Genomic DNA, 22,634 nt, shown 5'->3' with positions numbered 1-22,634 from the left:
TCGGCCTTTGACGCTTTCGGCAAACCCCCTGTCGTTTTTGCACCGGGGCGCCTCGGGCCGCAGGCATATGCTGGCCCCAAAGCGCCGGCACAAGGTTTGGCGCGAGCAAACTCAATAAAAGGGGACAGCCTGATGAGCCCAGCCGAATTGCACGCCGACAGCATCGTCATCGACGGTCTGATCATCGCCAAGTGGAACCGCGAACTGTTCGAGGACATGCGCAAAGGTGGCCTCACCGCGGCCAACTGCACGGTGTCGGTCTGGGAAGGCTTCAAGGCGACCGTCGACAACATCGCTTCCAGCCAGAAACTGATCCGCGAGAACAGCGACCTGGTCATGCCGGTGCGCACCACTGCCGATATCCGCAAGGCCAAGGAGCTGGGCAAGACCGGCATCCTGTTCGGCTTCCAGAACGCCCATGCGTTCGAAGACCAGATCGGCTACGTCGAAGTGTTCAAGCAGCTGGGCGTGGGCATTGTGCAGATGTGCTACAACACCCAGAACCTGGTAGGCACTGGCTGCTACGAGCGCGACGGCGGCCTGTCTGGCTTCGGTCGCGAGATCGTCGCCGAGATGAACCGTGTCGGCATCATGTGCGACCTGTCCCACGTCGGTTCCAAGACCAGCGAGGAAGTCATCCTCGAATCGAAGAAGCCGGTCTGCTACTCCCACTGCCTGCCTTCGGGCCTGAAGGAACACCCGCGCAACAAGTCGGACGAAGAGCTGAAGTTCATCGCCGACCACGGCGGTTTCGTCGGCGTGACCATGTTCGCACCGTTCCTGGCCAAGGGCATCGACTCGACCATCGACGACTACGCCGAGGCCATCGAGTACACCATGAACATCGTCGGTGAAGACGCCATCGGTATCGGTACCGACTTCACCCAGGGCCACGGCCAGGACTTCTTCGAGTACCTGACCCACGACAAGGGTTACGCCCGTCGCCTGACCAATTTCGGGAAGATCATCAACCCGCTGGGGATCCGCACCGTCGGCGAATTCCCGAACCTCACCGAGACCTTGCTCAAGCGTGGCCACTCCGAGCGTGTGGTGCGCAAGATCATGGGCGAGAACTGGGTAAACGTCCTCAAGGATGTGTGGGGCGAATAAGCCGCACTCCGAGCCTGAAGGCCCCGGCCAGTGACGCCGGGGCAACCGAACAAAAATTTTTCTGGAGTTGAGTTTCCATGGCCAAGATCGCCCCGCAATTGCCAATCGAAGTCGATACCGAGACCGGTGTATGGACCACTGACGCCCTGCCGATGCTGTACGTGCCGCGTCACTTCTTCGTCAACAACCACATCGGTATCGAGGAAGTGCTGGGCGCTGACGCCTACGCCGAGATCCTCTACAAGGCCGGCTACAAGTCCGCCTGGCACTGGTGCGAAAAAGAAGCCGAATGCCATGGCCTGGAAGGCGTCGCGGTGTTCGAGCACTACATGAAGCGCCTGTCGCAGCGCGGCTGGGGCCTGTTCGAGATCCAGGACATCGACCTGGACAAAGGCACCTGCAGCGTCAAGCTCAAGCACTCTGCATTCGTCTACGTCTATGGCAAGTGCGGCCGCAAGGTCGACTACATGTTCACTGGCTGGTTCGCCGGTGCCATGGACCAGATCCTCGCCGCCCGTGGCAGCTCCATCCGTACCGTTGCCGAGCAGGTCTACGGTGGTTCGGAAGAAGGCCACGACGACGGCCTGTTCATCGTCAAGCCGTTGTAAGTCGGAGTAAGCGACATGGCATTCGAAGCAATGTTCCAGCCGATCCAGATCGGCAAACTGACCATCCGCAACCGCGTGCTCAGCACTGCGCACGCCGAGGTCTACGCCACCGACGGCGGCATGACCACCGAGCGTTACGTCAAGTACTACGAGGAGAAGGCCAAGGGCGGCATCGGCCTGGCCATCTGCGGCGGTTCGTCCGTGGTCGCCATCGACAGCCCGCAGGAGTGGTGGTCGTCGGTGAACCTGTCGACCGACCGGATCATCCCGCACTTCCAGAACCTCGCCGACGCCATGCACAAGCATGGCGCCAAGATCATGATCCAGATTACCCACATGGGCCGTCGCTCGCGTTGGGACGGCTTCAACTGGCCGACCCTGATGTCGCCGTCCGGTATCCGTGAACCCGTTCACCGCGCGACCTGCAAGACCATCGAGGTCGAGGAGATCTGGCGTGTGATCGGCAACTACGCCCAGGCCGCGCGTCGGGCGAAGGAAGGCGGCCTGGACGGCGTCGAGCTGTCGGCTGTGCACCAGCACATGATCGACCAGTTCTGGAGCCCGCGCGTCAACAAGCGTACCGACGAATGGGGCGGTACCTTCGAAGGCCGCATGAAGTTCGGCCTGGAAGTGCTCAAGGCCGTGCGCGCCGAGGTCGGTGACGACTTCTGCGTGGGCATGCGTATCTGTGGCGACGAATTCCACCCCGATGGCCTGAGCCACGAGGACATGAAGCAGATCGCCGCGTACTACGACGCCACCGGCATGCTCGACTTCATCGGCGTGGTCGGTTCGGGTTGCGACACTCACAACACCCTGGCCAACGTCATCCCGAACATGAGCTACCCGCCGGAGCCGTTCCTGCACCTGGCGGCCGGCATCAAGGAAGTGGTCAAGGTCCCGGTGCTGCACGCGCAGAACATCAAGGACCCGAACCAGGCTACCCGTATCCTGGAAGGCGGCTACGTCGACATGGTCGGCATGACCCGCGCGCACATTGCCGACCCGCACCTGATCGCCAAGATCAAGATGGGCCAGGTCGACCAGATCAAGCAGTGCGTCGGTGCCAACTACTGCATCGACCGCCAGTACCAAGGCCTGGACGTACTGTGCATCCAGAACGCCGCGACCTCCCGTGAATACATGGGCGTGCCGCATATCATCGAGAAGACCACCGGGCCTAAGCGCAAAGTGGTGGTGGTCGGTGCCGGCCCCGCCGGCATGGAAGCGGCCCGCGTCGCCGCCGAGCGTGGTCACGACGTGACCCTGTTCGAGAAGAAAGACCAGATCGGTGGGCAGATCACCACGGCCTCCAAGGCACCGCAGCGCGACCAGATCGCCGGTATCACCCGCTGGTACCAGCTGGAGCTGGCACGCCTGAAGGTCGACCTGCGCCTGGGCACCGCTGCCGATGCCGAGACCATCATGGACCTGCGCCCGGATGTCGTGGTGCTGGCGGTGGGCGGTCACCCGTTCGTCGAGCAGAACGAGCACTGGGGCGCCGCCGAAGGGTTGGTGGTCAGCAGCTGGGACGTGCTCGACGGCAAGGTCGCACCGGGCAAGAACGTACTGGTGTACGACACCATCTGCGAATTCACCGGCATGTCGGCCGCGGACTTCCTGGCCGACAAAGGCGCCCAGGTCGAGATCGTCACCGACGATATCAAGCCGGGTGTAGCCATGGGCGGTACCTCTTTCCCGACCTACTACCGTAGCGTCTACCCGAAAGAGGTGATCATGACCGGCGACATGATGCTGGAAAAGGTCTACCGCGAGGGCGACAAGCTGGTAGCAGTGCTGGAGAACGAATACACCGGTGCCAAGGAAGAGCGCGTGGTCGACCAGGTCGTGATCGAAAACGGCGTGCGTCCTGACGAAGCGCTGTACTACGCACTGAAGGATGGTTCGCGCAACAAGGGCCAGATCGACGTCGAGGCGCTGTTCGCCATCAAGCCGCAGCCGATCCTCAGCCAGCCGGGCGAAGGCTACCTGCTGTATCGCATCGGCGACTGCGTGGCCCAGCGTAACGTCCACGCGGCGATCTACGACGCCTTGCGCCTGTGCAAGGACTTCTGATCGCACCGCCTCGCTAGAGGCGGGATTGGCTCCCCTGTAGGAGCGGCCTTGTGCCGCGAAAGGGCTGCACAGCAGCCCCAGCAAGTTTGCAGCACTGCTGGAATGCTGGGGTCGCTTGGCGACCCTTTCGCGGCACAAGGCCGCTCCTACAGGGGTCCGCGCCACCCTCGAGGGCAGCGCAAGAATCCAGCTGTTGTGGGAGCCTCCCATGTTGAACACCCTTCTACCCATCCTGCTGTTCGCTGCCCTTGGCCTGGCGGTGCTCGGCGCCCTGCGCCGGGTGCGCATGTGGCGGCGCGGCCGACCGTCCAAGGTCAACCTGATCGGCGGCCTGCTGGCCATGCCACGTCGCTACCTGGTGGACCTGCACCATGTGGTCGAGCGCGACAAGTACATGTCCAAGACCCACGTGGCCACTGCCGGCGGCTTCGTGCTGTCGGCCGTGCTGGCGATCCTGGTGCATGGCTTCGGCCTGCAGAGCAAGATCCTTGGCTACGCCCTGCTGGTCGCTACGGTGATCATGTTCAGCGGCGCCATCTTTGTCTTCAAACGTCGCCTGAACCCGCCTGCGCGCCTGTCCAAGGGCCCGTGGATGCGCCTGCCCAAGAGCCTGCTGGTGTTCGCCGCGAGCTTCTTCATCGCGACCCTGCCGGTCGCTGGCATCCTGCCTGAAGGCACCGGTGGCTGGCTGCTGGTGGCCGTGCTGGGCGTCGGTGTGCTGTGGGGTGTGTCGGAGCTGTTCTTCGGCATGACCTGGGGCGGCCCGATGAAACACGCCTTCGCCGGTGCCCTGCACCTGGCCTGGCACCGCCGTGCCGAACGTTTCGGTGGCGGCCGTTCCACCGGCCTCAAGCCGCTGGACCTCGAAGACCCGAACGCGCCCCTGGGTGTGGAAAAGCCGGTGGACTTCACCTGGAACCAGCTGCTGGGCTTCGATGCCTGCGTACAGTGCGGTAAATGTGAAGCCATGTGCCCGGCCTTCGCCGCTGGCCAGCCGTTGAACCCGAAGAAGCTCATCCAGGACATGGTCATTGGCCTGGCAGGTGGTACCGACGCCAAATTCGCCGGCAGCCCTTACCCGGGCAAGCCGATCGGCGAGCACGGCGGCCACCCGCACCAGCCGATCGTCAACGGCCTGGTCGATGCCGAGACCTTGTGGTCGTGCACCACCTGCCGCGCGTGCGTGGAAGAGTGCCCAATGATGATCGAGCACGTCGATGCCATCGTCGACATGCGCCGCCACCTCACCCTGGAAAAGGGCGCGACCCCGAACAAGGGCGCCGAGGTGCTGGACAATCTGATCGCCACCGACAACCCTGGCGGTTTCAACCCGGGTGGCCGGATGAACTGGGCGGCAGACCTCAACCTCAAGCTGCTGTCCGAGGTGAAGAGCACCGAGGTGCTGTTCTGGGTCGGTGACGGCGCCTTCGACATGCGTAACCAGCGTACCCTGCGTTCGTTCGTCAAGGTGCTCAAGGCCTCGGGCGTCGACTTCGCCGTGCTCGGCCTGGAAGAGCGCGACAGCGGCGACGTGGCGCGCCGCCTGGGCGACGAAGCGACCTTCCAGCAACTGGCCAAGCGCAACATCCAGACGCTGAACAAGTACCGCTTCCAGCGCATCGTCACCTGCGACCCGCACAGCTTCCATGTGCTGAAGAACGAATACGGCGCCCTGGGCGGCGAGTACCAGGTGCAGCACCACAGCACCTACATCGCCGAACTGATCGCGGCCAACAAGCTCAACCTGGGCCAGCACAAGGGTGGCAGCGTCACCTACCACGACCCCTGCTACCTGGGCCGCTACAACGGCGAGTACGAAGCACCGCGCGACGTGCTCAAGGCCTTGGGCATCGAAGTACGCGAGATGGAGCGTTCGGGCTTCCGGTCCCGCTGCTGCGGTGGTGGTGGCGGCGCGCCGATCACCGACATTCCGGGCAAGCAGCGTATTCCGGACATGCGCATGGACGATATCCGCCAGACCGAAGCGGAGGTGGTGGCCGTGGGTTGCCCACAGTGCACCGCGATGCTCGAAGGTGTGGTCGAGCCACGCCCATTGATCAAGGACATCGCCGAGCTGGTGGCGGACGTACTGATCGAAGACGACGCGCCTGCGGCGGGAAAGTCGCAAGCGGCTAAACGTGAAACTGCGGAGGTGCACTGATGAGCGACATCATCCGCCGCGACCCACGCGCCGAGTGGATCGCCCGTAACCGTCTGCATCCGCTGCATGCAGCGATGCAGACGCAGCAGACCAGCTGGATGGGCCCCAACGGCATCATCCGCAAGAACCCCCATGCGATCGCCGCGGGCTTCATCGGCCCCAACGGCCTCAAGCGCATCGACCGTAGCGGTGCCCAGCAGGGCACTGCAGGTGGCGCACGGCGCACCGCTGCGGCCGAAGTGCAGTTGCCGCTGCACCAGGTCGCGGACCCGGCGTTCTACATCGCCGTGGTTCCGGACATGGTCGGTGGCCGCCTCGGCAGTCATGACCGCGACCTGTTGGGCCTGGCCCACAGCTTGGCGGGCAAAGACGGGGCAGTGCTGGCGATCGTGTTCGGCGAACACAAGGAAAGCAACTTCGCCACCGCTGGTGTCGATCGCCTGTTGGTGATCGAGGGCGAGGCATACGAAGGTTATGCACCGGAGCAACTGGTGCAGGGCCTGCGGGCTGTGGATAACCAGTTCGCGCCGCGTCACTGGCTGCTGCCCGACAGCCGCACCGGTGGCGGCGAACTGGGCCGCCGTTTGGGCGCCGCGCTGGGCGAGCGCCCGGCGACACGCGTCTGGCAGGTCAAGGATGGCCAATGCATCGGCCGCGCCGGTGCTGGCCAGCAGGACCTGCAGCGTGACCTGCCACGCCTGATCCTGGCCGCTGCCGAGTGCTCGGACCCGGTCAGCGAAACTCGCCACGAAGCGTTGCCGGTGGAGTTGTCCACAAACGTTGCGCGCAGCCTGTCGCGCATCGAAGACCTTGGCCCGGTGGCCGTGGACCCGGCTGCCATCGCCATGGCCGAGTCGGAGTTCATCGTCTCCGGCGGCAACGGCGTCAAGGACTGGGACCTTTTCCACAAGGCAGCCGCAGCGCTCGGCGCCACCGAAGGCGCCTCGCGGGTGGCGGTGGACGATGGCTTCATGCCGCGTAACCGCCAGGTCGGTGCCACCGGTACCTGGGTCACGGCGCGCGTCTACGTGGCCGTGGGGATCTCCGGGGCGATCCAGCACCTGCAGGGCATTGGCGCCTGCGACAAAGTGGTGGCGGTGAACATGGACCCTGGCTGCGACATGATCAAGCGGGCCGACCTGTCGGTAATTGGCGACAGTTCGGCAATTCTCCAGGCGTTGATCGAGGCTGTGGACAACTACCGCAGCGCCGGCCAGCGCGACGCGGCATAAGGGCACGAGCATGAGTACGAAAGTCATCAGCCTGGTCTCCATCGGCGCCCACCCTAGCTCCGGCCGTACCCGTCGTGCCGAGCAGGATGCGCGTGCCGTGGAGCTGGGTTTGCAGCTGGCTGGGGATAACTTGCAGGTCGTGCACGCGGGCGACCCGCGTGAAGAGGCCCTGCGGGCCTACCTGGGCATGGGCCTGGACCATATCGATGTGCTGGAGCAGCCTGCCGGCGCCGATGTCCTGGGTGTCCTGGGCGATTACCTGCGCGACGCCGGGGCACAGTTGGTGCTGACCGGCAGCCAGGCGGAAACCGGCGAGGGTTCGGGCATGCTACCGTTCCTGCTGGCCGAGCGCCTGGGTTGGCCGTTGGTGGTTGGGTTGGCGGAGGTCGAGTCCATCGACAACGGCACTGCTCAGGTCCTGCAGGCATTGCCTCGGGGCCAGCGTCGCCGGTTGAAGGTGCGCCTGCCGCTGCTGGCCACTGTGGATAACGCTGCACCCAAGCCGCGCCAGAGCGCGTTCGGTCCAGCACGCCGGGGTGTGCTGGCGGCGCGTAACGTGGCGATCGTCGAGGATGAACTGCTGGCCGAGTCCGAGCTGCAACCGGCTCGTCCGCGGCCCAAGCGGTTGAAGGTGATCAAGGCCAAGAGCGGTGCCGACCGTATGAAGGCTGCCACGGCCAAGGCCAGTGGTGGAGGCGGCAAGGTGCTCAAGGATGTTTCGCCGCAGGAAGGCGCCGAGGCCATTCTGAAGCTGTTGGTCGAAGAAGGGGTGCTGCGCTAGGCATTCCGACGTTGGGGCCGCTTTGCGGCCCTTTCGCGGCACAAGGCCGCTCCTACAGAGGTTATGCGATCCCTGTAGGAGTGGCCTTGTGCCGCGAAAGGGGCGCGCAGCGGCCCCAATCTTTTACGCACCGAATCTGTTCGCCACCCTGTGGGTAAAGTGTTCACGGTTCGCTGTAGGCCCTGTCATTCCTGGTCTACAGAGCTCTGATCAATAATTGAACAGGCTCTACGTTTCACTTATCCCCTGAACCCTCCTGAACGTTTTCCACAATTGCTGTTGGCGGCCCTGTGGACAAGATGTTCGGTAATCGCTGCAGGTCTCTAAATCAAAGGGATACAGCGACCTGATCAAATAATGACCAGGCCGTTGAGCCCAGCTGCCCGATGGCTTTCCACAAATAGTGTGTGCCAGGTTGTGGATAAAATGTTGGCTTATGGCTCAAGCCCTGTCAGGGTGGGGTGATCAAGAAATGATCAGCGCGCTCCAGGGCGGCAAATGCCAGTGGGTAGCAGGTGCCCTGTCTGAGGGGGAGGTGATGCGTCAATCGCGCGGGCGGCGCTCGATCGAACAGGCGCCGAATCTTTCACGACAAACACTTCGCAAGGCTGACGGCTAAAAAAAAAGCAGCCCTAGGTCGCCCTGGGCTGCTCTTTTTCAGTCAATAAAGCCTTACTGCGCTTTGACTTCCTTCAGGTACGGTGCCGGCTCTGCGCCCAGGTTCTCGAGCATGCGCTGGCTGTACCAGTCGATGAAGTTGACCACACCGAACTCGTAGGTCTTGGAGTACGGGCCAGGCTGGTAGGCAGTGGAGTTGATGCCGCGCTGGTTCTCTTCGGCCAGGCGACGGTCCTGGTCGTTGGTGGCATCCCAGACCTTGCGCATGTTCTCAGGGTCGTAGTCGACGCCTTCGACCGCATCCTTGTGCACCAGCCACTTGGTGGTGACCATCGACTCTTGGGCGCTGATCGGCCATACGGTGAAGACGATCATGTGGTCGCCCATGCAGTGGTTCCAGGCGTGCGGCAGGTGCAGGATGCGCATCGAGCCCAGGTCCGGGTTCTTGATGCGGCCCATCAGCTTCTTGCACGCCTGCTTGCCGTCCATGGTCATGGACACGGTGCCCTTGAGCAGTGGCATACGCACGATACGGTTACGCAGGCCGTGGCTCTTGTGCAGGTAAGGAATACCTTCTGCTTCCCAGGCAGCAGCGGACGCGGCTACATGGTCCTTGAACGCCTGGTCGGCACGTGGGTCGTTGGTGTCGTCCCACTCCAGCAGGGTCTTGAGCAGCTCAGGGTGCGAACCGTTGCAGTGGTAGCACTCACGGTTGTTTTCCAGCACCAGCTTCCAGTTGGCCTTTTCCATCAAGGTGGTTTGCACCGCCACCTTGGTGTTTTCCATGTCGTACGGTTCCATGTAGTGGTCCAGGGTGGCCAGGAACTCGTCGATGGCAGGCGGGTTCTCCGCCAGGCTGATGAAGATGTAGCCACCTGCGGTCTTCACGTTGACCGGCTTGAGGCCGTACTTCTTCATGTCGAAGTCGTCGCCCATCTCGGTGCCAGCGAACAGCAGGCGGCCGTCGATCTCGTAGGTCCACTGGTGGTATGGGCAAACCAGCTTGGCGACCTTGCCCTTTTCGCTGGTGCACAGACGCGAGCCGCGGTGACGGCAGACGTTGTGGAAGGCATGAACCTGGCCTTCGGCGCCGCGGATCACGATGATCGGGTTCTTGCCGATCTGCAGAGTCAGGAAGTTGCCCTTGGTCGGGATCTCGCAGGTCATGCCGGCGATCAACCATTCTTTCTGGAAGATCTCCTGCATATCGATCTGGAACAGACGCTCGTCGGTGTAGAAAGGCTGGGGCAGCGAGAAGGTGCGCTCGCGGGTCTGCAGCATCTCGGCGGTTGCCTTGCGTGCTGCTTCCAGTGGATCGCCCAGGCTCAGGGTTGCGGTGACGTCCATCGTTTGGTCCTCAAGGCCGAATGCGGCCGGCGAAAGTGGCTAATCGTTGTTGTGGTTTGCCGCAAGGCTGCTTACAAAAAACAGCGGGTTCATTTGCGGTGGAGTGTGCGTTCGAAGGCGTCACGAACCATATCCATGGGCGACATGGCCGATTCGAATTCCGACGCGCCAGCCCTTGTAATGCGGGGCTGGTCGCGATAAGCACGCCGATGTCGCTGATGGGAATGTACTTCGTCGCCGGCTTGCGCATTATCGCAGCCATCAAGGCCGGTAGTCGGCCGCTGGAGATGAACATGTCCGATACCTTCCTCAATCCGGTCACCACCCAGACCTGGGCCAATGGCCGCCACATCGTGCGCTGCGTCAAGGTCATCCAGGAGACCTGGGACGTGCGCACCTTCTGCTTCATGGCCGACCAGCCGATCATGTTCTTCTTCAAGCCTGGGCAGTTCGTCACCCTGGAGCTCGAGATCGACGGCAAGCAGGTAATGCGTTCCTACACCATCTCCAGCTCGCCATCGGTGCCTTACAGCTTCTCCATCACCGTCAAGCGCGTGCCAGGCGGGCAGGTCTCCAACTGGCTGCACGACAACATGCACGAAGGCTTCGAGCTGGCCGTGCATGGTCCGGTGGGCCTGTTCAACGCCATCGATTTCCCGGCGCCGAAAGTGCTGTACCTCTCCGGTGGTGTCGGTATCACCCCTGTGATGTCCATGGCCCGCTGGTTCTACGACACCAACGGCAACGTCGACATGGTCTTCGTGCACAGCGCCCGTTCGCCGAAGGACATCATCTACCACCGCGAGCTGGACCAGATGGCCTCGCGGATCCCCAATTTCAGCCTGCATATCATTTGCGAGAAGCATGGCCTGGGCGAGCCCTGGGCAGGCTACCGCGGTTATCTAAACCAGCGTCTGATGGAGCTGATCGCGCCTGACTATATGGAGCGGGTGGTCTTCTGCTGCGGCCCTACGCCTTACATGAATGCAGTCAAGCGCATGCTCGAGGCAGTCGGCTTCGATATGCGCAACTACCACGAGGAGTCGTTCGGCGCGACCCCGCCGGAAGCCAAGGCCGATGCCGTGGAGCATGCCGAGCAGGCTGCCGAGGCCGCCGAGGAAATGGACGCCGCCGACCTCAACCTGGTGGAGTTCGTCGGCAGCGAGAAGAGCATCCGCATCGCCCCAGGCGAGACCGTGCACGCCGCTGCCGCCAAGGTCGGCCTGATGATTCCGAAAGCGTGCGGTATGGGCATCTGCGGTACCTGCAAGGTGCTCAAGCTCGGTGGCGAAGTGGAAATGGACCATAACGGTGGCATCACCGAGGACGACGAGGCCGAAGGCTACATCCTGTCGTGCTGCAGTGTGCCGAAAGGGGATGTGCGGATCGATTACTGATTCGGGCATTTCCAGGGGCTGCTGTGCAGCCCAATCGCGGGGCAAGCCCGCTTCCACAGCCGGTGTGGGAGCAGGTTTGCCCCTTCGCTTTTTGGGGTGGCGCTTTCTGACCAGCGGTTGACCCAGGTCGGAACAACCCTCGGGTAACCCTGTCAATCTAGGCCAAGTCATTGTTTTCCCATATTTAATGGCGAGGCCGCGCGCTTTTCTTTATCGTGTGCGCCCTTTGCAACAACCCCGAGATAGACGCATGTTGGAAGCTTCCCTGAATCAACTCGAGCAACTGGTCAACGACCTGATGCAAAAGAACGCTCAACTCACCGAGCAGAATGCCGCCCTCGGCCAGGAACTGGCTCAGGCCAAGGAAGAGAATGAGACCCTGCAGCTGTCGCTGATGGAGCAGGAAGAGAAGCACGGCGCCACCGCCGCGCGTATCCAGGCCCTGGTAGAGCGTGCGAGCGCCGGTGTCGTCAACGCATGAGACTGCAAGCGCAGCCGATCAATGTCGTGTCGATCCTCGGCAACGACTATTCGATCAAGGCGCCCCAAGGCCAGGAAGAGACCCTGGCGCAGGCCGTACGGATGCTCAATGCCTCCCTGGCTGAAACCAAGCGTCAATACCCGACCCTGATCGGTGACAAGCTGCTGGTGCTGGCAGCCCTGAACCTGTGTTCCAAGCAGATCGAACTGCAACGCGAACACCAGCAGACCCTCGAGCGCACCCAGGCGCAAATCGACGCTACGGTCGATGCCATCGTGCGGACCATCGCCGAACAATAAAACCCGGTCGCCGCTGCCCCGCCCCCATAGAGGGGCGGAGCATTGTCCTGGATCACTGGAATAACTGGATACGTAAGTGTATACACTCTCCCTAAAACAATAATTAACCGGGAGCAGGGCATGCGTATCTGGCGGCGAAGTATCCAATGGCAATTGATCGCGAGCATGGGGGCAGCCTTGCTGGCGAGTATCCTCGTGGTGGTCGCGGTCTATACCGCGGCGGTCAACCGCCTGACCGAACGCTACCTGGTCGACACTGCGTTGCCGGCCAGTATCGAGGCCATCCGCAATGACATCGAGCGCATGCTCGGCCAACCGCTGGTGGCGGCGGCGGATATCGCCGGCAATACGCTCCTGCGGGACTGGTTGGCAGCCGGCGAAGACCCTGCCCAGGCGCCGCGTTTCCTCGAGTACCTCGAAGCCGCCCGGCAGCGCAACCAGGCGTTCACTGCATTGTTCGCGGCCACCGCGACCAACCACTACTACAACGAAAAAGGCCTGGACCGGACCCTCAGCCGCGATAACCCCAAGGACCAGTGGTTCTACCGCTATATCGACAGCGGCGCCGAACGGCTGATCAACATCGACATCGACGGCTCCACCGGCGAGCTTGCATTGTTCATCGACTATCGCGTGGAAAAGGACGGCCAATTGGTCGGCATCGCCGGCATGGGCCTGCGCATGACCGAACTCTCCGAGCGTATCCAGAACTTCAGTTTCGGCGAACATGGTCGGGTATTGCTGGTGCGCAACGACGGCTTGATCCAGGTTCATCCGCAGCATGAATTCAGCGGCAAGCGACAACTGGCCGAGCAGTTCGGCGATGCGGCGAGCCAGGCTGTGCTGGGCGGCGGAGAAGGGCTGCGCAGCGTGCGCTTCAACCGCGACGGCGAGGATTACCTGGCCCTGGGCCTGCCCCTGCGCGACCTGAACTGGACCTTGGTGGCCGAGGTGCCGGAGGAAGAAATCTACGCGCAGATGCACGAGGCCGTATGGCTGACCAGCCTGATCGGTGGTGCGGTGGCGTTGGTTTCACTGTTGCTGGTGGTGCTGCTGGCGCGGGGGCTGGTGCGACCGATCCGTCAGGTGACTTCGGCATTGGTGCAGATCGGAAGCGGGGCGGGCGACTTGAGCCACCGCCTCGACGACACGCGCGAAGACGAGCTCGGTGATCTGGCCCGCGGTTTCAACCGGTTCCTCGACAGCCAGCGTGCGTTGATCGGCGAGGTGCTGCGCACCACCGAACGCCTGCATCGCTCGGTGGAGCAGGTGACGCAGGTGGTGGACAACACTGCCGACCGCTCCGGCCGGCAGCAGGAGATGACCGAGATGGTCGCCACCGCCGTGCATGAAATGGGGCTGACGGTGCAGGATATCGCCCACAACGCTGGCAATGCCGCCCATGCATCGCAGTCGGCCCGCGACGAGGCGCTGCTGGCGCGCGAGGTGGTGCGAGGCTCCATCCACAATATCGAGGGCATGTCCGATGAGATCGGACGAGCGGCCCAGGCGGTGGGTCAGCTGGCCGAGGAAGTCGCCTCGATCGATGAGGTATTGGCGGTGATCCGCAGTATCTCCGAACAGACCAACCTGCTGGCGCTCAATGCGGCCATCGAGGCGGCCCGGGCCGGTGAGATGGGGCGTGGTTTTGCCGTGGTCGCCGATGAGGTGCGTACCCTGGCGCGGCGTACCCAGGTCTCCACCGACGAGGTGCAGCAGATGATCCAGCGCCTCAAGCAGGGAGCCGGCAGTGCTGTGGCGTCGATGCAGGCCGGGCAGCAGGCGACGGGCAGTGGTGTGGAGTCCAGCCAGCGCACTGGCGCGTCGTTGGGGGCGATCACCGACCAGGTGGAACATATCAGTGACATGAACAGCCAGGTGGCGACGGCGACCGAGGAGCAGTCGGCGGTGACCGAGGAGATCAACCGGACGGTACAGGGGATTTCCGACCTGGCGAGGGAGACGGCGGCCGAGGTGCAGGCCTGTCGTGAACAGTGCCAGGCCTTGCGGGGGTTGGCCGATGACCTGGCGCGGCAGATGGGAGGGTTCAAGCTTTAGATTGGCGCTGGCTTCATCGCGGGACAAGCCCGCTCCCACAGGATCTTGCAAACCTCAATCTTGAGGCCTGCTCGGCATCTGTGGGGCTTGTCCCGCGATGCGGTCGTTCAGGCGCCGACGATGGCGCGTATGTCCGCCGCCAGCTCACGTACCCGGGTTTCTTCGGTATCCCACGAGCACATGAACCGTGCGCCGCCGCTACCGATGAAGGTATAGAAACGCCAGCCCTTGGCCCGCAGTGCTTCCAGCACGGCTTCCGGCATCTGCAGGAACACCCCGTTGGCCTGCACCGGGAACATCAACTCCACCCCCGGCAGATCACTGACCAACGAGGCCAGCAGCTGTGCGCAGTGGTTGGCGTGGCGGCCGTAGCGCAGCCAGGCGCCGTCTTCGAGCAGCCCGACCCAGGGTGCGGAAAGGAAACGCATCTTCGACGCCAGCTGGCCCGCCTGCTTGCAGCGGTAGTCGAAGTCATCGGCCAGGGCGCGGTTGAAGAACAGGATCGCCTCGCCCACCGCCATGCCGTTCTTGGTCCCGCCGAAGCACAATACATCCACGCCCGCCTTCCAGGTCAGTTCCGCCGGCGTGCAGCCCAGGGAGGCGCAGGCATTGGAGAAACGCGCACCGTCCATATGCAGGTTCAGGCCCAGTTCCTTGCAGGTGGCGCTGATCGCCTTGAGTTCGTCGGGGTTGTACACCGTGCCCACTTCCGTGGCCTGGGTGATGGTCACCACGCGCGGCTTGGGGTAGTGGATGTCCTGGCGCTTGAGGGCCACTTCGCGGATCGATTCGGGCGTCAGCTTGCCGTCCACGCTTCGTGCGGTGAGCAATTTGGAGCCGTTGGAGAAGAACTCCGGCGCGCCACATTCGTCGGTCTCGACGTGGGCGGTCTCGGAACAGATGACGCTGTGGTAGCTCTGGCACAGGGAAGCCAGGGCCAGGGAGTTGGCGGCGGTGCCGTTGAAGGCGAAGAACACCTCGCAATCGGTCTCGAACAGCTCGCGGAAGTACTCGGCGGCGCGCTCGGTCCATTGGTCGTCGCCGTAGGCGCGTTCATGGCCCTGGTTGGCCTTTTCCATCGCAGCCCAGGCTTCGGGGCAGATGCCGGAATAGTTGTCGCTGGCGAATTGTTGGCTGTTATCGGTCATGGCACCTGTCCTTTATACGACGCAGAAGTGCACTCTAAACCATGATGCCGGGGTTGCCTATACAAGCAAGCGCCGTGAAGGTTTTTGGCCTCCACGGCGCGGTCGCGCTACGCCTTCAGATACGGTTTTCGATATCGGGTTTCAGTCATCGATGACGCTGCGAGCGGACACTGAGTCAGGGGCGAGCGATTTCAACAAGTACCGGGTTAGGGAAAGAGTCGTCGACTTTCATGCTTATTTCATAGACCAGGCACATTTGAGTATCCGAGTACTTGAAGAAGTCACCGACGACAGCTGCACCCATGATGCGAGGGTAAAGGCCAATGGAATGGAAAACTTTACCGTTGACCGTTCGAATGACCATTTTCAGCGTGGTGCTCTGTGGATAGATCGTCCTGTCCAGGACGCGATCGTTCTTGCCATCGGCATCGATGAAAACGGTGCCCTTGGGTGCCTGCAGCACGAGGTCGTTTTCTTCGCCGGATACGTCTTGCAGGGGTGGAATCTCCTGCATGTCCAGCTGGGTCGGCGTGCCGTCGCCAAAGACGGTCTTGCCATGGACGTGCTTGATGACGTCATTGTCGATGATCAGGTCCAGGAAGTCGGCATTGTCGAAGGCGAGCTGCCGGTTGACGTTGGCGCTGTGGTAGTACTCTTCGGTTTCGAGGGTGACGGTGGCTTGGCCTGGGGCGGTCAGTTCGATGTAGCGGGCCATGACTTGGGCGGTGCCGGTTTCCGGGTCCGCATAACGGCAACCCGTGCCGGCATGCATGACTTCGGTAGGGTTGCTGTTCATACGCTTCTTATCGGTCGCGCCAGTATTCAGGGTGATGGATTCAAATGTTTTCATTATGGTTTCCAATAGATTCAAGTGTGCGTGATCTGGCCGGTGTTCAATGCCGCAAAGTTTCGCATCGCATTATTCGCAATGCGGTGTGGTCATGTACGGTGAAACTTGGCGTATGACACCTGGCTTTGTTTGTGGCGAAACAATGATGATTATCTGGAGGAGGGGTAACAACTCTTACAAATAACAGTGCAAAGTTCGATTTTTTGCCGTTCCGAAGTTTTTCTTCATGCCCCCTCATTCACCTTTTCCTGCCCGCATGAGCGTGTCAGGAATGTCGCTGCTGGCAGGCTGCCGGCTTCCAGGCGAAGGATTGTGCGCAACCCACAAACGAATGTCGTAAACGCGCCATTGCAAGGCGTGCGCAGGCATCTGGGTCGGCCGTGCCGGTCATACCATCGCCACAAAGGGCCACCGTGCCTGAAGACAAGAAATGGCCGCTGCCAGGAGACAAACGATGTTCAGCAAGCAAGACCAGATCCAGGGTTACGACGACGCACTGCTGGCGGCGATGAATGCCGAAGAACAGCGCCAGGAAGATCACATCGAGCTGATCGCCTCGGAGAACTACACCAGCAAGCGCGTCATGCAGGCCCAGGGCAGCGGCCTGACCAACAAGTACGCCGAAGGCTACCCGGGCAAGCGCTACTACGGTGGCTGCGAGCACGTCGACAAAGTCGAGGCCCTGGCCATCGAGCGCGCCAAGCAGCTGTTCGGCGCCGACTATGCCAACGTCCAGCCGCACTCCGGTTCCTCGGCCAACAGCGCCGTCTACCTGGCTCTGCTGCAGGCTGGCGACACCATCCTGGGCATGAGCCTGGCCCACGGCGGCCACCTGACCCACGGCGCCAAGGTGTCGTCCTCGGGTAAGCTGTACAACGCCGTTCAATATGGTATCGACACCAATACCGGCCTGATCGACTACGACGAAGTCGAGCGTCTGGCCGTCGAGCACAAGCCGAAGATGATCGTCGCCGGCTTCTCGGCCTACTCCAAGACCCTGGACTTCCCACGCTTCCGCGCCATCGCCGATAAAGTGGGCGCACTGCTGTTCGTCGACATGGCCCACGTCGCTGGCCTGGTCGCCGCTGGTCTGTACCCGAACCCGATCCCGTTCGCCGACGTGGTCACCACCACCACCCACAAGACCCTGCGCGGTCCGCGTGGTGGCCTGATCCTGGCCAAGTCCAACGAAGAGATCGAGAAGAAGCTCAACGCTGCCGTGTTCCCGGGTGCCCAGGGCGGCCCGCTGATGCACGTCATCGCCGCCAAGGCCGTGTGCTTCAAGGAAGCGCTGGAGCCTGAATTCAAGGCCTACCAGAAGCAGGTCATCGACAACGCCCAGGCCATGGCCAAGGTGTTCATCGATCGCGGCTACGATGTAGTGTCGGGCGGTACCGACAACCACCTGTTCCTGGTCAGCCTGATTCGTCAGGGCCTGACCGGCAAGGACGCCGACGCTGCCCTGGGCCGCGCTCATATCACCGTCAACAAGAACGCCGTGCCCAACGACCCGCAGTCGCCGTTCGTCACTTCCGGCCTGCGCATCGGCACCCCGGCCGTCACCACCCGTGGCTTCAAGGAAGCCCAGTGCGTGGCCCTGGCCGGCTGGATCTGCGATGTGCTGGACAACCTGGGTGACGCTGACGTCGAAGCCGACGTTGCCAAGAATGTCGCCGCCCTGTGCGCCGATTTCCCGGTCTACCGCTGAGTGGAGTAACCAACCATGCAACGCTATTCAGGCTTCGGCCTTTTCAAACACTCCCTCAGCCACCACGAGAACTGGCAGCGCATGTGGCGCACGCCGACGCCGAAGAAGGTGTACGACGTGGTCATCGTCGGCGGTGGCGGCCACGGTCTGGCCACGGCCTACTACCTGGCCAAGGAGCACGGCATCACCAACGTCGCGGTGATCGAGAAGGGTTACCTGGGCGGCGGCAACACCGCCCGTAACACCACCATCGTGCGTTCCAACTACCTGTGGGACGAGTCGGCCAAGCTGTACGAACACGCCATGAAGCTGTGGGAAGGCCTGTCCCAGGACATCAACTACAACGTGATGTTCTCCCAGCGTGGCGTCTACAACCTGTGCCACACCCTGCAGGACATCCGTGACTCCGAGCGCCGCGTCAACGCCAACCGCCTCAACGGCGTGGACGGCGAACTGCTGAACACCGAGCAGGTGGCTGCCGAGATCCCGTACCTGGACTGCTCGAAGAACACCCGCTACCCAATCCTCGGCGCGACCGTCCAGCGCCGTGGCGGCGTCGCCCGTCACGATGCCGTGGCCTGGGGCTATGCCCGTGCTGCCGACGCCCTGGGCGTGGACCTGATCCAGCAGACCGAAGTGATCGGCTTCCGTAAGGAAAACGGCGCAGTGATCGGCGTGGAGACCAACAAGGGCTTCATCGGCGCCAAGCGCGTCGGCGTGGTCACCGCTGGTAACTCCGGCCACATGGCCAAGCTGGCCGGCTTCCGCCTGCCGCTGGAATCGCACCCGCTGCAGGCCCTGGTATCGGAGCCGATCAAGCCGATCATCGACAGCGTGATCATGTCCAACGCCGTGCACGGCTACATCAGCCAGTCCGACAAAGGCGACCTGGTCATCGGTGCCGGTATCGACGGTTGGGTCGGTTACGGCCAGCGCGGCTCGTACCCGATCATCGAGCACACCATGCAGGCGATCGTCGAGATGTTCCCGATCCTCTCGCGCGTGCGCATGAACCGTCAGTGGGGCGGCATCGTCGACACCTGCCCGGACGCGTGCCCGATCATCTCCAAGACCCCTGTGAAAAACCTGTTCTTCAACTGCGGCTGGGGTACCGGCGGCTTCAAGGCGACGCCGGGTTCGGGCAACGTCTTCGCCGCGAGCCTTGCCAAAGGCGAGATGCACCCATTGGCCAAGCCGTTCTCGATCGACCGCTTCTACAGCGGCGCGCTGATCGACGAACACGGCGCTGCGGCCGTCGCCCACTAATCGGAGACAATTCGTCATGTTGCATATTTTCTGTCCCCACTGCGGCGAGCTGCGCTCCGAAGAAGAGTTCCACTCCTCCGGCCAGGCTCACATCGCCCGCCCGCTGGACCCTAGCGCCTGCACCGACGAGGAATGGGGTACCTACATGTTCTTCCGCGACAACCTGCGCGGTATCCATCACGAACTGTGGGACCACGTCGCCGGCTGCCGCCAGTACTTCAACGTCACGCGTAACACCGAGACCTACGAAATTCTGGAAACCTACAAGATCGGCGAGAAGCCGCAGGTCACCGCCAGCAAGCTGAACCCCGCGCAGTCGGCCGTCAAAGGCCAGGGAGAAAAAGTATGAGCCAGGTCTATCGCCTCGCCAGCGGTGGTCGCATCGACCGCAGCAAGGTCCTGAACTTCACTTTCAACGGCAAGACCTACCAGGGTTATGCCGGTGACAGCCTGGCCGCTGCCCTGCTGGCCAACGGCGTCGACATCGTCGGCCGCAGCTTCAAGTACTCGCGTCCACGCGGCATCATCGCGGCCGGCCCGGAAGAGCCGAACGCCATCCTGCAGCTGGGTTCGAGCGAAGCCACCCAGGTGCCGAACGTGCGCGCCACTCAACAGGCCCTGTACTCCGGCCTGGTAGCCACCAGCACCAACGGCTGGCCGAACGTCAACAACGACGTCATGGGCATCCTCGGCAAGGTCGGCGGCAGCATGATGCCGCCCGGGTTCTACTACAAGACCTTCATGTATCCCAAGTCGTTCTGGATGACCTACGAGAAGTACATCCGTAAGGCGGCAGGCCTTGGCCGTGCACCGCTGCAGAACGACCCAGACAGCTACGACTACATGAACCAGCACTGCGACGTGCTGATCGTCGGTGCAGGCCCTGCCGGCCTGGCCGCCGCCCTGGCTGCCGGCCGTAGCGGTGCCCGCGTGATCGTTGCCGACGAACAGGAAGAGTTCGGTGGCAGCCTGCTCGACACCCGCGAAACCCTCGACGGCAAACCCGCCGCCGACTGGGTCGCCGCAGTCGTCGCCGAGCTGCAGTCGCTGCCGGAAGTGACCCTGCTGCCACGCGCCACGGTCAACGGCTACCACGACCACAACTTCCTGACCATCCACGAGCGCCTGACTGACCACCTCGGCGACCGCGCTCCAATCGGCCAGGTTCGTCACCGCGTTCACCGTGTGCGTGCCAAGCGTGTGGTACTGGCTACCGGTACCCACGAGCGTCCGCTGGTGTACGGCAACAACGACGTGCCGGGCAACATGCTCGCCGGCGCCATCTCGGTGTACGTACGCCGCTACGGCGTGGCCCCGGGCCGCAAGCTGGTGCTGTCCACCAACAACGACCACGCCTACCGCACCGCGCTGGACTGGCACGACGCTGGCCTGCAAGTGGTCGCCATCGCCGATGCGCGCCACAACCCACGCGGCTCGCTGGTCGAGGAAGCGCGTGCCAAGGGCATCCGCATCCTGACCTCCAGCGCCGTGATCGAGGCCAAGGGCACCAAGCATGTGACCGGCGCCCGCGTCGCTGCGATCGACGCCGTTGCCCACAAGGTCACCAGCCCGGGCGAATGGCTCGAGTGCGACCTGATCGGCTCCTCCGGCGGCTACAGCCCGGTGGTTCACCTGGCGTCCCACCTGGGCGGCCGTCCGATCTGGCGTGACGACATCCTCGGCTTCGTGCCGGGCGATGCTCCGCAAAAACGCGTCTGCGTCGGCGGCGTGAATGGCGTGTACCCACTGGGTGACGCGATTGCCGACGGTTTCGAAGGCGGCGTCCAGGCCGCGACCGAAGCGGGCTTCAAGGCCACCACCGGCACTCTGCCGAAGGTCGTTGCACGCAAGGAAGAAGCGACCCTGGCCCTGTTCCAGGTGCCGCACGACAAGGGCACCGCCCGTGCGCCGAAGCAGTTCGTCGACCAGCAGAACGACGTCACCGCAGCGGCCATCGAGCTGGCTACCCGCGAAGGCTTCGAGTCGGTCGAGCACGTCAAGCGCTACACCGCGCTGGGCTTCGGTACCGACCAGGGCAAACTGGGCAACATCAACGGCCTGGCCATCGCCGCCCGTTCGATGGGTATCACCATCCCGCAGATGGGTACCACCATGTTCCGCCCCAACTACACGCCGGTCACCTTCGGTGCCGTAGCGGGTCGTCACTGTGGCCACCTGTTCGAGCCCGTGCGCTTCACCGCGCTGCACGCCTGGCACCTGAAGAACGGCGCCGAGTTCGAAGACGTCGGCCAATGGAAGCGTCCTTGGTACTTCCCGAAAGCCGGCGAAGATATCCATGCCGCGGTAGAGCGTGAGTGCAAGGCAGTGCGCGACAGCGTTGGTCTGCTCGACGCCTCGACCCTGGGCAAGATCGACATTCAGGGCCCGGATGCCCGCGAGTTCCTCAACCGCGTGTACACCAACGCCTGGACCAAGCTCGATGTGGGCAAGGCCCGCTACGGCCTGATGTGCAAGGAAGACGGCATGGTCTTCGACGACGGCGTGACCGCCTGCGTCGGCGACAACCACTTCATCATGACCACCACCACCGGCGGCGCTGCCCGCGTATTGCAGTGGCTGGAGCTGTACCACCAGACCGAATGGCCGGACCTGAAGGTGTACTTCACCTCCGTGACCGACCACTGGGCCACCATGACCCTGTCGGGCCCCAACAGCCGCAAGCTGCTGGCCGAGCTGACCGACATCGATCTGGACAAGGAAGCCTTCCCGTTCATGAGCTGGAAGGAAGGCCTGGTCGGCGGCGTGCCGGCGCGGGTGTTCCGTATCTCGTTCACCGGTGAGCTGTCGTACGAGATCAACGTCCAGGCCAACTACGCCATGGGCGTGCTGGAGCAGATCGTCGAGGCGGGCAAGAAGTACAACCTGACCCCGTACGGCACCGAGACCATGCACGTGCTGCGCGCCGAGAAGGGCTTCATCATCGTCGGTCAGGACACCGACGGCTCGATGAACCCGGACGACCTCAACATGGGCTGGTGTGTCGGTCGCAACAAGCCGTTCTCCTGGATCGGCGCACGCGGCATGACCCGTTCGGACTGCCTGCGTGAAGATCGCAAGCAACTGGTCGGCCTCAAGCCTGTCGACCCGACCAAGTGGCTGCCCGAGGGCGCCCAGCTGGTGTTCGACCCGAACCAGCCGATCCCGATGGACATGGTCGGTCACGTGACCTCGAGCTATGCCTCCAACTCCCTGGGCTATTCGTTCGCCATGGGTGTGGTCAAGGGCGGCCTCAAGCGCATGGGCGAGCGTGTCTACTCGCCGCAGGCTGACGGCAGCGTGATCGAGGCCGAAATCGTGTCTTCGGTGTTCTTCGATCCGAAGGGTGAGCGGCAGAACGTCTGACTCCGTCCTGTGGCGAGCCGGCAAGCCGGCTCCCACAGGAACGATGCAGGTCTAAAGGCTGACGCTGTCCCTGTGGGAGCTGGATTGCCAGCGATGAGGCCGGCAAGGCCACCACAGGCAGTAGGTTCCCC

17 protein-coding genes and 1 pseudogene are annotated in these 22,634 nt (G+C 63.0%); 15 read left to right on the top strand and 3 right to left on the bottom strand.

Going from position 1 to position 22,634, the window contains the following annotated elements:
• Positions 1-132 precede the first annotated feature (132 nt).
• From ACNFG0_RS03805 to ACNFG0_RS03780, 6 genes are all read left to right on the top strand, one after another.
• Entirely contained in the window at positions 133-1,110 is a 978-nt protein-coding gene (locus tag ACNFG0_RS03805; RefSeq protein ID WP_084856366.1) for a dipeptidase, read from the top strand.
• A 77-nt stretch (positions 1,111-1,187) separates the two neighbouring features.
• Entirely contained in the window at positions 1,188-1,718 is a 531-nt protein-coding gene (locus tag ACNFG0_RS03800; protein ID WP_043211077.1) for a DUF5943 domain-containing protein, read from the top strand.
• A 15-nt stretch (positions 1,719-1,733) separates the two neighbouring features.
• Positions 1,734-3,794 (top strand): dimethylglycine demethylation protein DgcA, encoded by a 2,061-nt coding sequence (gene dgcA, locus ACNFG0_RS03795; RefSeq protein WP_196143943.1) that lies wholly within the window; start codon positions 1,734-1,736, stop codon positions 3,792-3,794.
• A 208-nt stretch (positions 3,795-4,002) separates the two neighbouring features.
• Complete coding sequence (gene dgcB / locus ACNFG0_RS03790; protein ID WP_196143944.1) at positions 4,003-5,955, top strand: dimethylglycine demethylation protein DgcB; 1,953 nt, start codon at positions 4,003-4,005, stop codon at positions 5,953-5,955.
• Positions 5,955-7,187 carry an electron transfer flavoprotein subunit alpha/FixB family protein gene (locus tag ACNFG0_RS03785; RefSeq protein ID WP_196154473.1) on the top strand — a complete coding sequence of 411 codons (1,233 nt, stop codon included), beginning with the start codon at positions 5,955-5,957 and terminating at the stop codon, positions 7,185-7,187. Before dgcB ends, ACNFG0_RS03785 begins: the two co-directional genes overlap by 1 nt.
• A 10-nt stretch (positions 7,188-7,197) precedes the next feature.
• Positions 7,198-7,968, top strand: coding sequence for an electron transfer flavoprotein subunit beta (locus ACNFG0_RS03780; protein WP_196143946.1), 771 nt, complete (start codon positions 7,198-7,200; stop codon positions 7,966-7,968).
• Between the two features lie 672 nt (positions 7,969-8,640).
• On the opposite strand, the gene gbcA is transcribed toward ACNFG0_RS03780, so the two are convergent.
• The gene (gene gbcA, locus ACNFG0_RS03775; RefSeq protein ID WP_196143947.1) at positions 8,641-9,933 is read right to left on the bottom strand and encodes a glycine-betaine demethylase subunit GbcA; all 1,293 of its coding nucleotides are present in this window, start codon (positions 9,931-9,933) and stop codon (positions 8,641-8,643) included.
• Between the two features lie 293 nt (positions 9,934-10,226).
• Here gbcA and gbcB point away from each other — a divergent pair, with 293 nt between their 5' ends.
• The 5 genes and pseudogenes from gbcB to ACNFG0_RS03750 all read left to right on the top strand — a co-directional run bounded on the left by gbcB (position 10,227) and on the right by ACNFG0_RS03750 (position 14,168).
• Positions 10,227-11,330: a glycine-betaine demethylase subunit GbcB gene (gene gbcB, locus ACNFG0_RS03770; protein ID WP_196144017.1), complete on the top strand. Its 1,104-nt coding sequence runs from the start codon at positions 10,227-10,229 to the stop codon at positions 11,328-11,330.
• 250 nt (positions 11,331-11,580) lie between these two features.
• Complete coding sequence (locus tag ACNFG0_RS03765) at positions 11,581-11,811, top strand: hypothetical protein (RefSeq protein ID WP_196143948.1); 231 nt, start codon at positions 11,581-11,583, stop codon at positions 11,809-11,811.
• Positions 11,808-12,110 (top strand): cell division protein ZapA, encoded by a 303-nt coding sequence (locus ACNFG0_RS03760; protein WP_196143949.1) that lies wholly within the window; start codon positions 11,808-11,810, stop codon positions 12,108-12,110. Before ACNFG0_RS03765 ends, ACNFG0_RS03760 begins: the two co-directional genes overlap by 4 nt.
• Before the next feature lie 120 nt (positions 12,111-12,230).
• Positions 12,231-13,304, top strand: a pseudogene (locus tag ACNFG0_RS03755) (cache domain-containing protein); the annotation flags it as partial.
• A gap of 126 nt (positions 13,305-13,430) precedes the next feature.
• On the top strand, positions 13,431-14,168 hold the full coding sequence (locus ACNFG0_RS03750; RefSeq protein WP_416764089.1) for a methyl-accepting chemotaxis protein: 738 nt from the start codon (positions 13,431-13,433) through the stop codon (positions 14,166-14,168).
• A gap of 107 nt (positions 14,169-14,275) precedes the next feature.
• Here ACNFG0_RS03750 and ACNFG0_RS03745 read toward each other — a convergent pair whose 3' ends face one another.
• Complete coding sequence (locus tag ACNFG0_RS03745; protein ID WP_416764037.1) at positions 14,276-15,316, bottom strand: threonine aldolase family protein; 1,041 nt, start codon at positions 15,314-15,316, stop codon at positions 14,276-14,278.
• Positions 15,317-15,491: 175 nt separating this feature from the next.
• On the bottom strand, positions 15,492-16,166 hold the full coding sequence (locus tag ACNFG0_RS03740; protein WP_416764036.1) for a hypothetical protein: 675 nt from the start codon (positions 16,164-16,166) through the stop codon (positions 15,492-15,494).
• A 454-nt stretch (positions 16,167-16,620) separates the two neighbouring features.
• On the opposite strand from ACNFG0_RS03740, the gene ACNFG0_RS03735 reads away from it, so the two are divergent.
• From ACNFG0_RS03735 to ACNFG0_RS03720, 4 genes are read left to right on the top strand one after another with little or no spacing between them, the layout of a single operon-like run.
• Entirely contained in the window at positions 16,621-17,874 is a 1,254-nt protein-coding gene (locus ACNFG0_RS03735) for a serine hydroxymethyltransferase (RefSeq protein ID WP_196143952.1), read from the top strand.
• Positions 17,875-17,889: 15 nt separating this feature from the next.
• Complete coding sequence (locus ACNFG0_RS03730) at positions 17,890-19,140, top strand: sarcosine oxidase subunit beta family protein (RefSeq protein WP_070090735.1); 1,251 nt, start codon at positions 17,890-17,892, stop codon at positions 19,138-19,140.
• A 16-nt stretch (positions 19,141-19,156) separates the two neighbouring features.
• Positions 19,157-19,489, top strand: coding sequence for a sarcosine oxidase subunit delta (locus ACNFG0_RS03725; protein ID WP_196143953.1), 333 nt, complete (start codon positions 19,157-19,159; stop codon positions 19,487-19,489).
• Entirely contained in the window at positions 19,486-22,503 is a 3,018-nt protein-coding gene (locus ACNFG0_RS03720; protein WP_196143954.1) for a sarcosine oxidase subunit alpha, read from the top strand. Before ACNFG0_RS03725 ends, ACNFG0_RS03720 begins: the two co-directional genes overlap by 4 nt.
• Positions 22,504-22,634 lie beyond the last annotated feature (131 nt).

Source organism: Pseudomonas sp. NY15372, from assembly GCF_048068215.1.
GTDB classification, from domain to species: Bacteria; Pseudomonadota; Gammaproteobacteria; order Pseudomonadales; family Pseudomonadaceae; genus Aquipseudomonas; species Aquipseudomonas guariconensis_A.
This window is presented reverse-complemented; position numbering and strand designations above follow the sequence as displayed.

What these genes read in the sequence shown, in the direction of transcription:
- ACNFG0_RS03805 (WP_084856366.1), top strand. Translation starts at nt 133, where the DNA reads ATGAGCCCAGCCGAATTGCACGCCGACAGCATCGTCATCGACGGTCTG.
- ACNFG0_RS03800 (WP_043211077.1), top strand. Translation starts at nt 1,188, where the DNA reads ATGGCCAAGATCGCCCCGCAATTGCCAATCGAAGTCGATACCGAGACC.
- dgcA (WP_196143943.1), top strand. Translation starts at nt 1,734, where the DNA reads ATGGCATTCGAAGCAATGTTCCAGCCGATCCAGATCGGCAAACTGACC.
- dgcB (WP_196143944.1), top strand. Translation starts at nt 4,003, where the DNA reads ATGTTGAACACCCTTCTACCCATCCTGCTGTTCGCTGCCCTTGGCCTG.
- ACNFG0_RS03785 (WP_196154473.1), top strand. Translation starts at nt 5,955, where the DNA reads ATGAGCGACATCATCCGCCGCGACCCACGCGCCGAGTGGATCGCCCGT.
- ACNFG0_RS03780 (WP_196143946.1), top strand. Translation starts at nt 7,198, where the DNA reads ATGAGTACGAAAGTCATCAGCCTGGTCTCCATCGGCGCCCACCCTAGC.
- gbcA (WP_196143947.1), bottom strand. Translation starts at nt 9,933, where the DNA reads ATGGACGTCACCGCAACCCTGAGCCTGGGCGATCCACTGGAAGCAGCA.
- gbcB (WP_196144017.1), top strand. Translation starts at nt 10,227, where the DNA reads ATGTCCGATACCTTCCTCAATCCGGTCACCACCCAGACCTGGGCCAAT.
- ACNFG0_RS03765 (WP_196143948.1), top strand. Translation starts at nt 11,581, where the DNA reads ATGTTGGAAGCTTCCCTGAATCAACTCGAGCAACTGGTCAACGACCTG.
- ACNFG0_RS03760 (WP_196143949.1), top strand. Translation starts at nt 11,808, where the DNA reads ATGAGACTGCAAGCGCAGCCGATCAATGTCGTGTCGATCCTCGGCAAC.
- ACNFG0_RS03750 (WP_416764089.1), top strand. Translation starts at nt 13,431, where the DNA reads ATGACCGAGATGGTCGCCACCGCCGTGCATGAAATGGGGCTGACGGTG.
- ACNFG0_RS03745 (WP_416764037.1), bottom strand. Translation starts at nt 15,316, where the DNA reads ATGACCGATAACAGCCAACAATTCGCCAGCGACAACTATTCCGGCATC.
- ACNFG0_RS03740 (WP_416764036.1), bottom strand. Translation starts at nt 16,166, where the DNA reads ATGAAAACATTTGAATCCATCACCCTGAATACTGGCGCGACCGATAAG.
- ACNFG0_RS03735 (WP_196143952.1), top strand. Translation starts at nt 16,621, where the DNA reads ATGTTCAGCAAGCAAGACCAGATCCAGGGTTACGACGACGCACTGCTG.
- ACNFG0_RS03730 (WP_070090735.1), top strand. Translation starts at nt 17,890, where the DNA reads ATGCAACGCTATTCAGGCTTCGGCCTTTTCAAACACTCCCTCAGCCAC.
- ACNFG0_RS03725 (WP_196143953.1), top strand. Translation starts at nt 19,157, where the DNA reads ATGTTGCATATTTTCTGTCCCCACTGCGGCGAGCTGCGCTCCGAAGAA.
- ACNFG0_RS03720 (WP_196143954.1), top strand. Translation starts at nt 19,486, where the DNA reads ATGAGCCAGGTCTATCGCCTCGCCAGCGGTGGTCGCATCGACCGCAGC.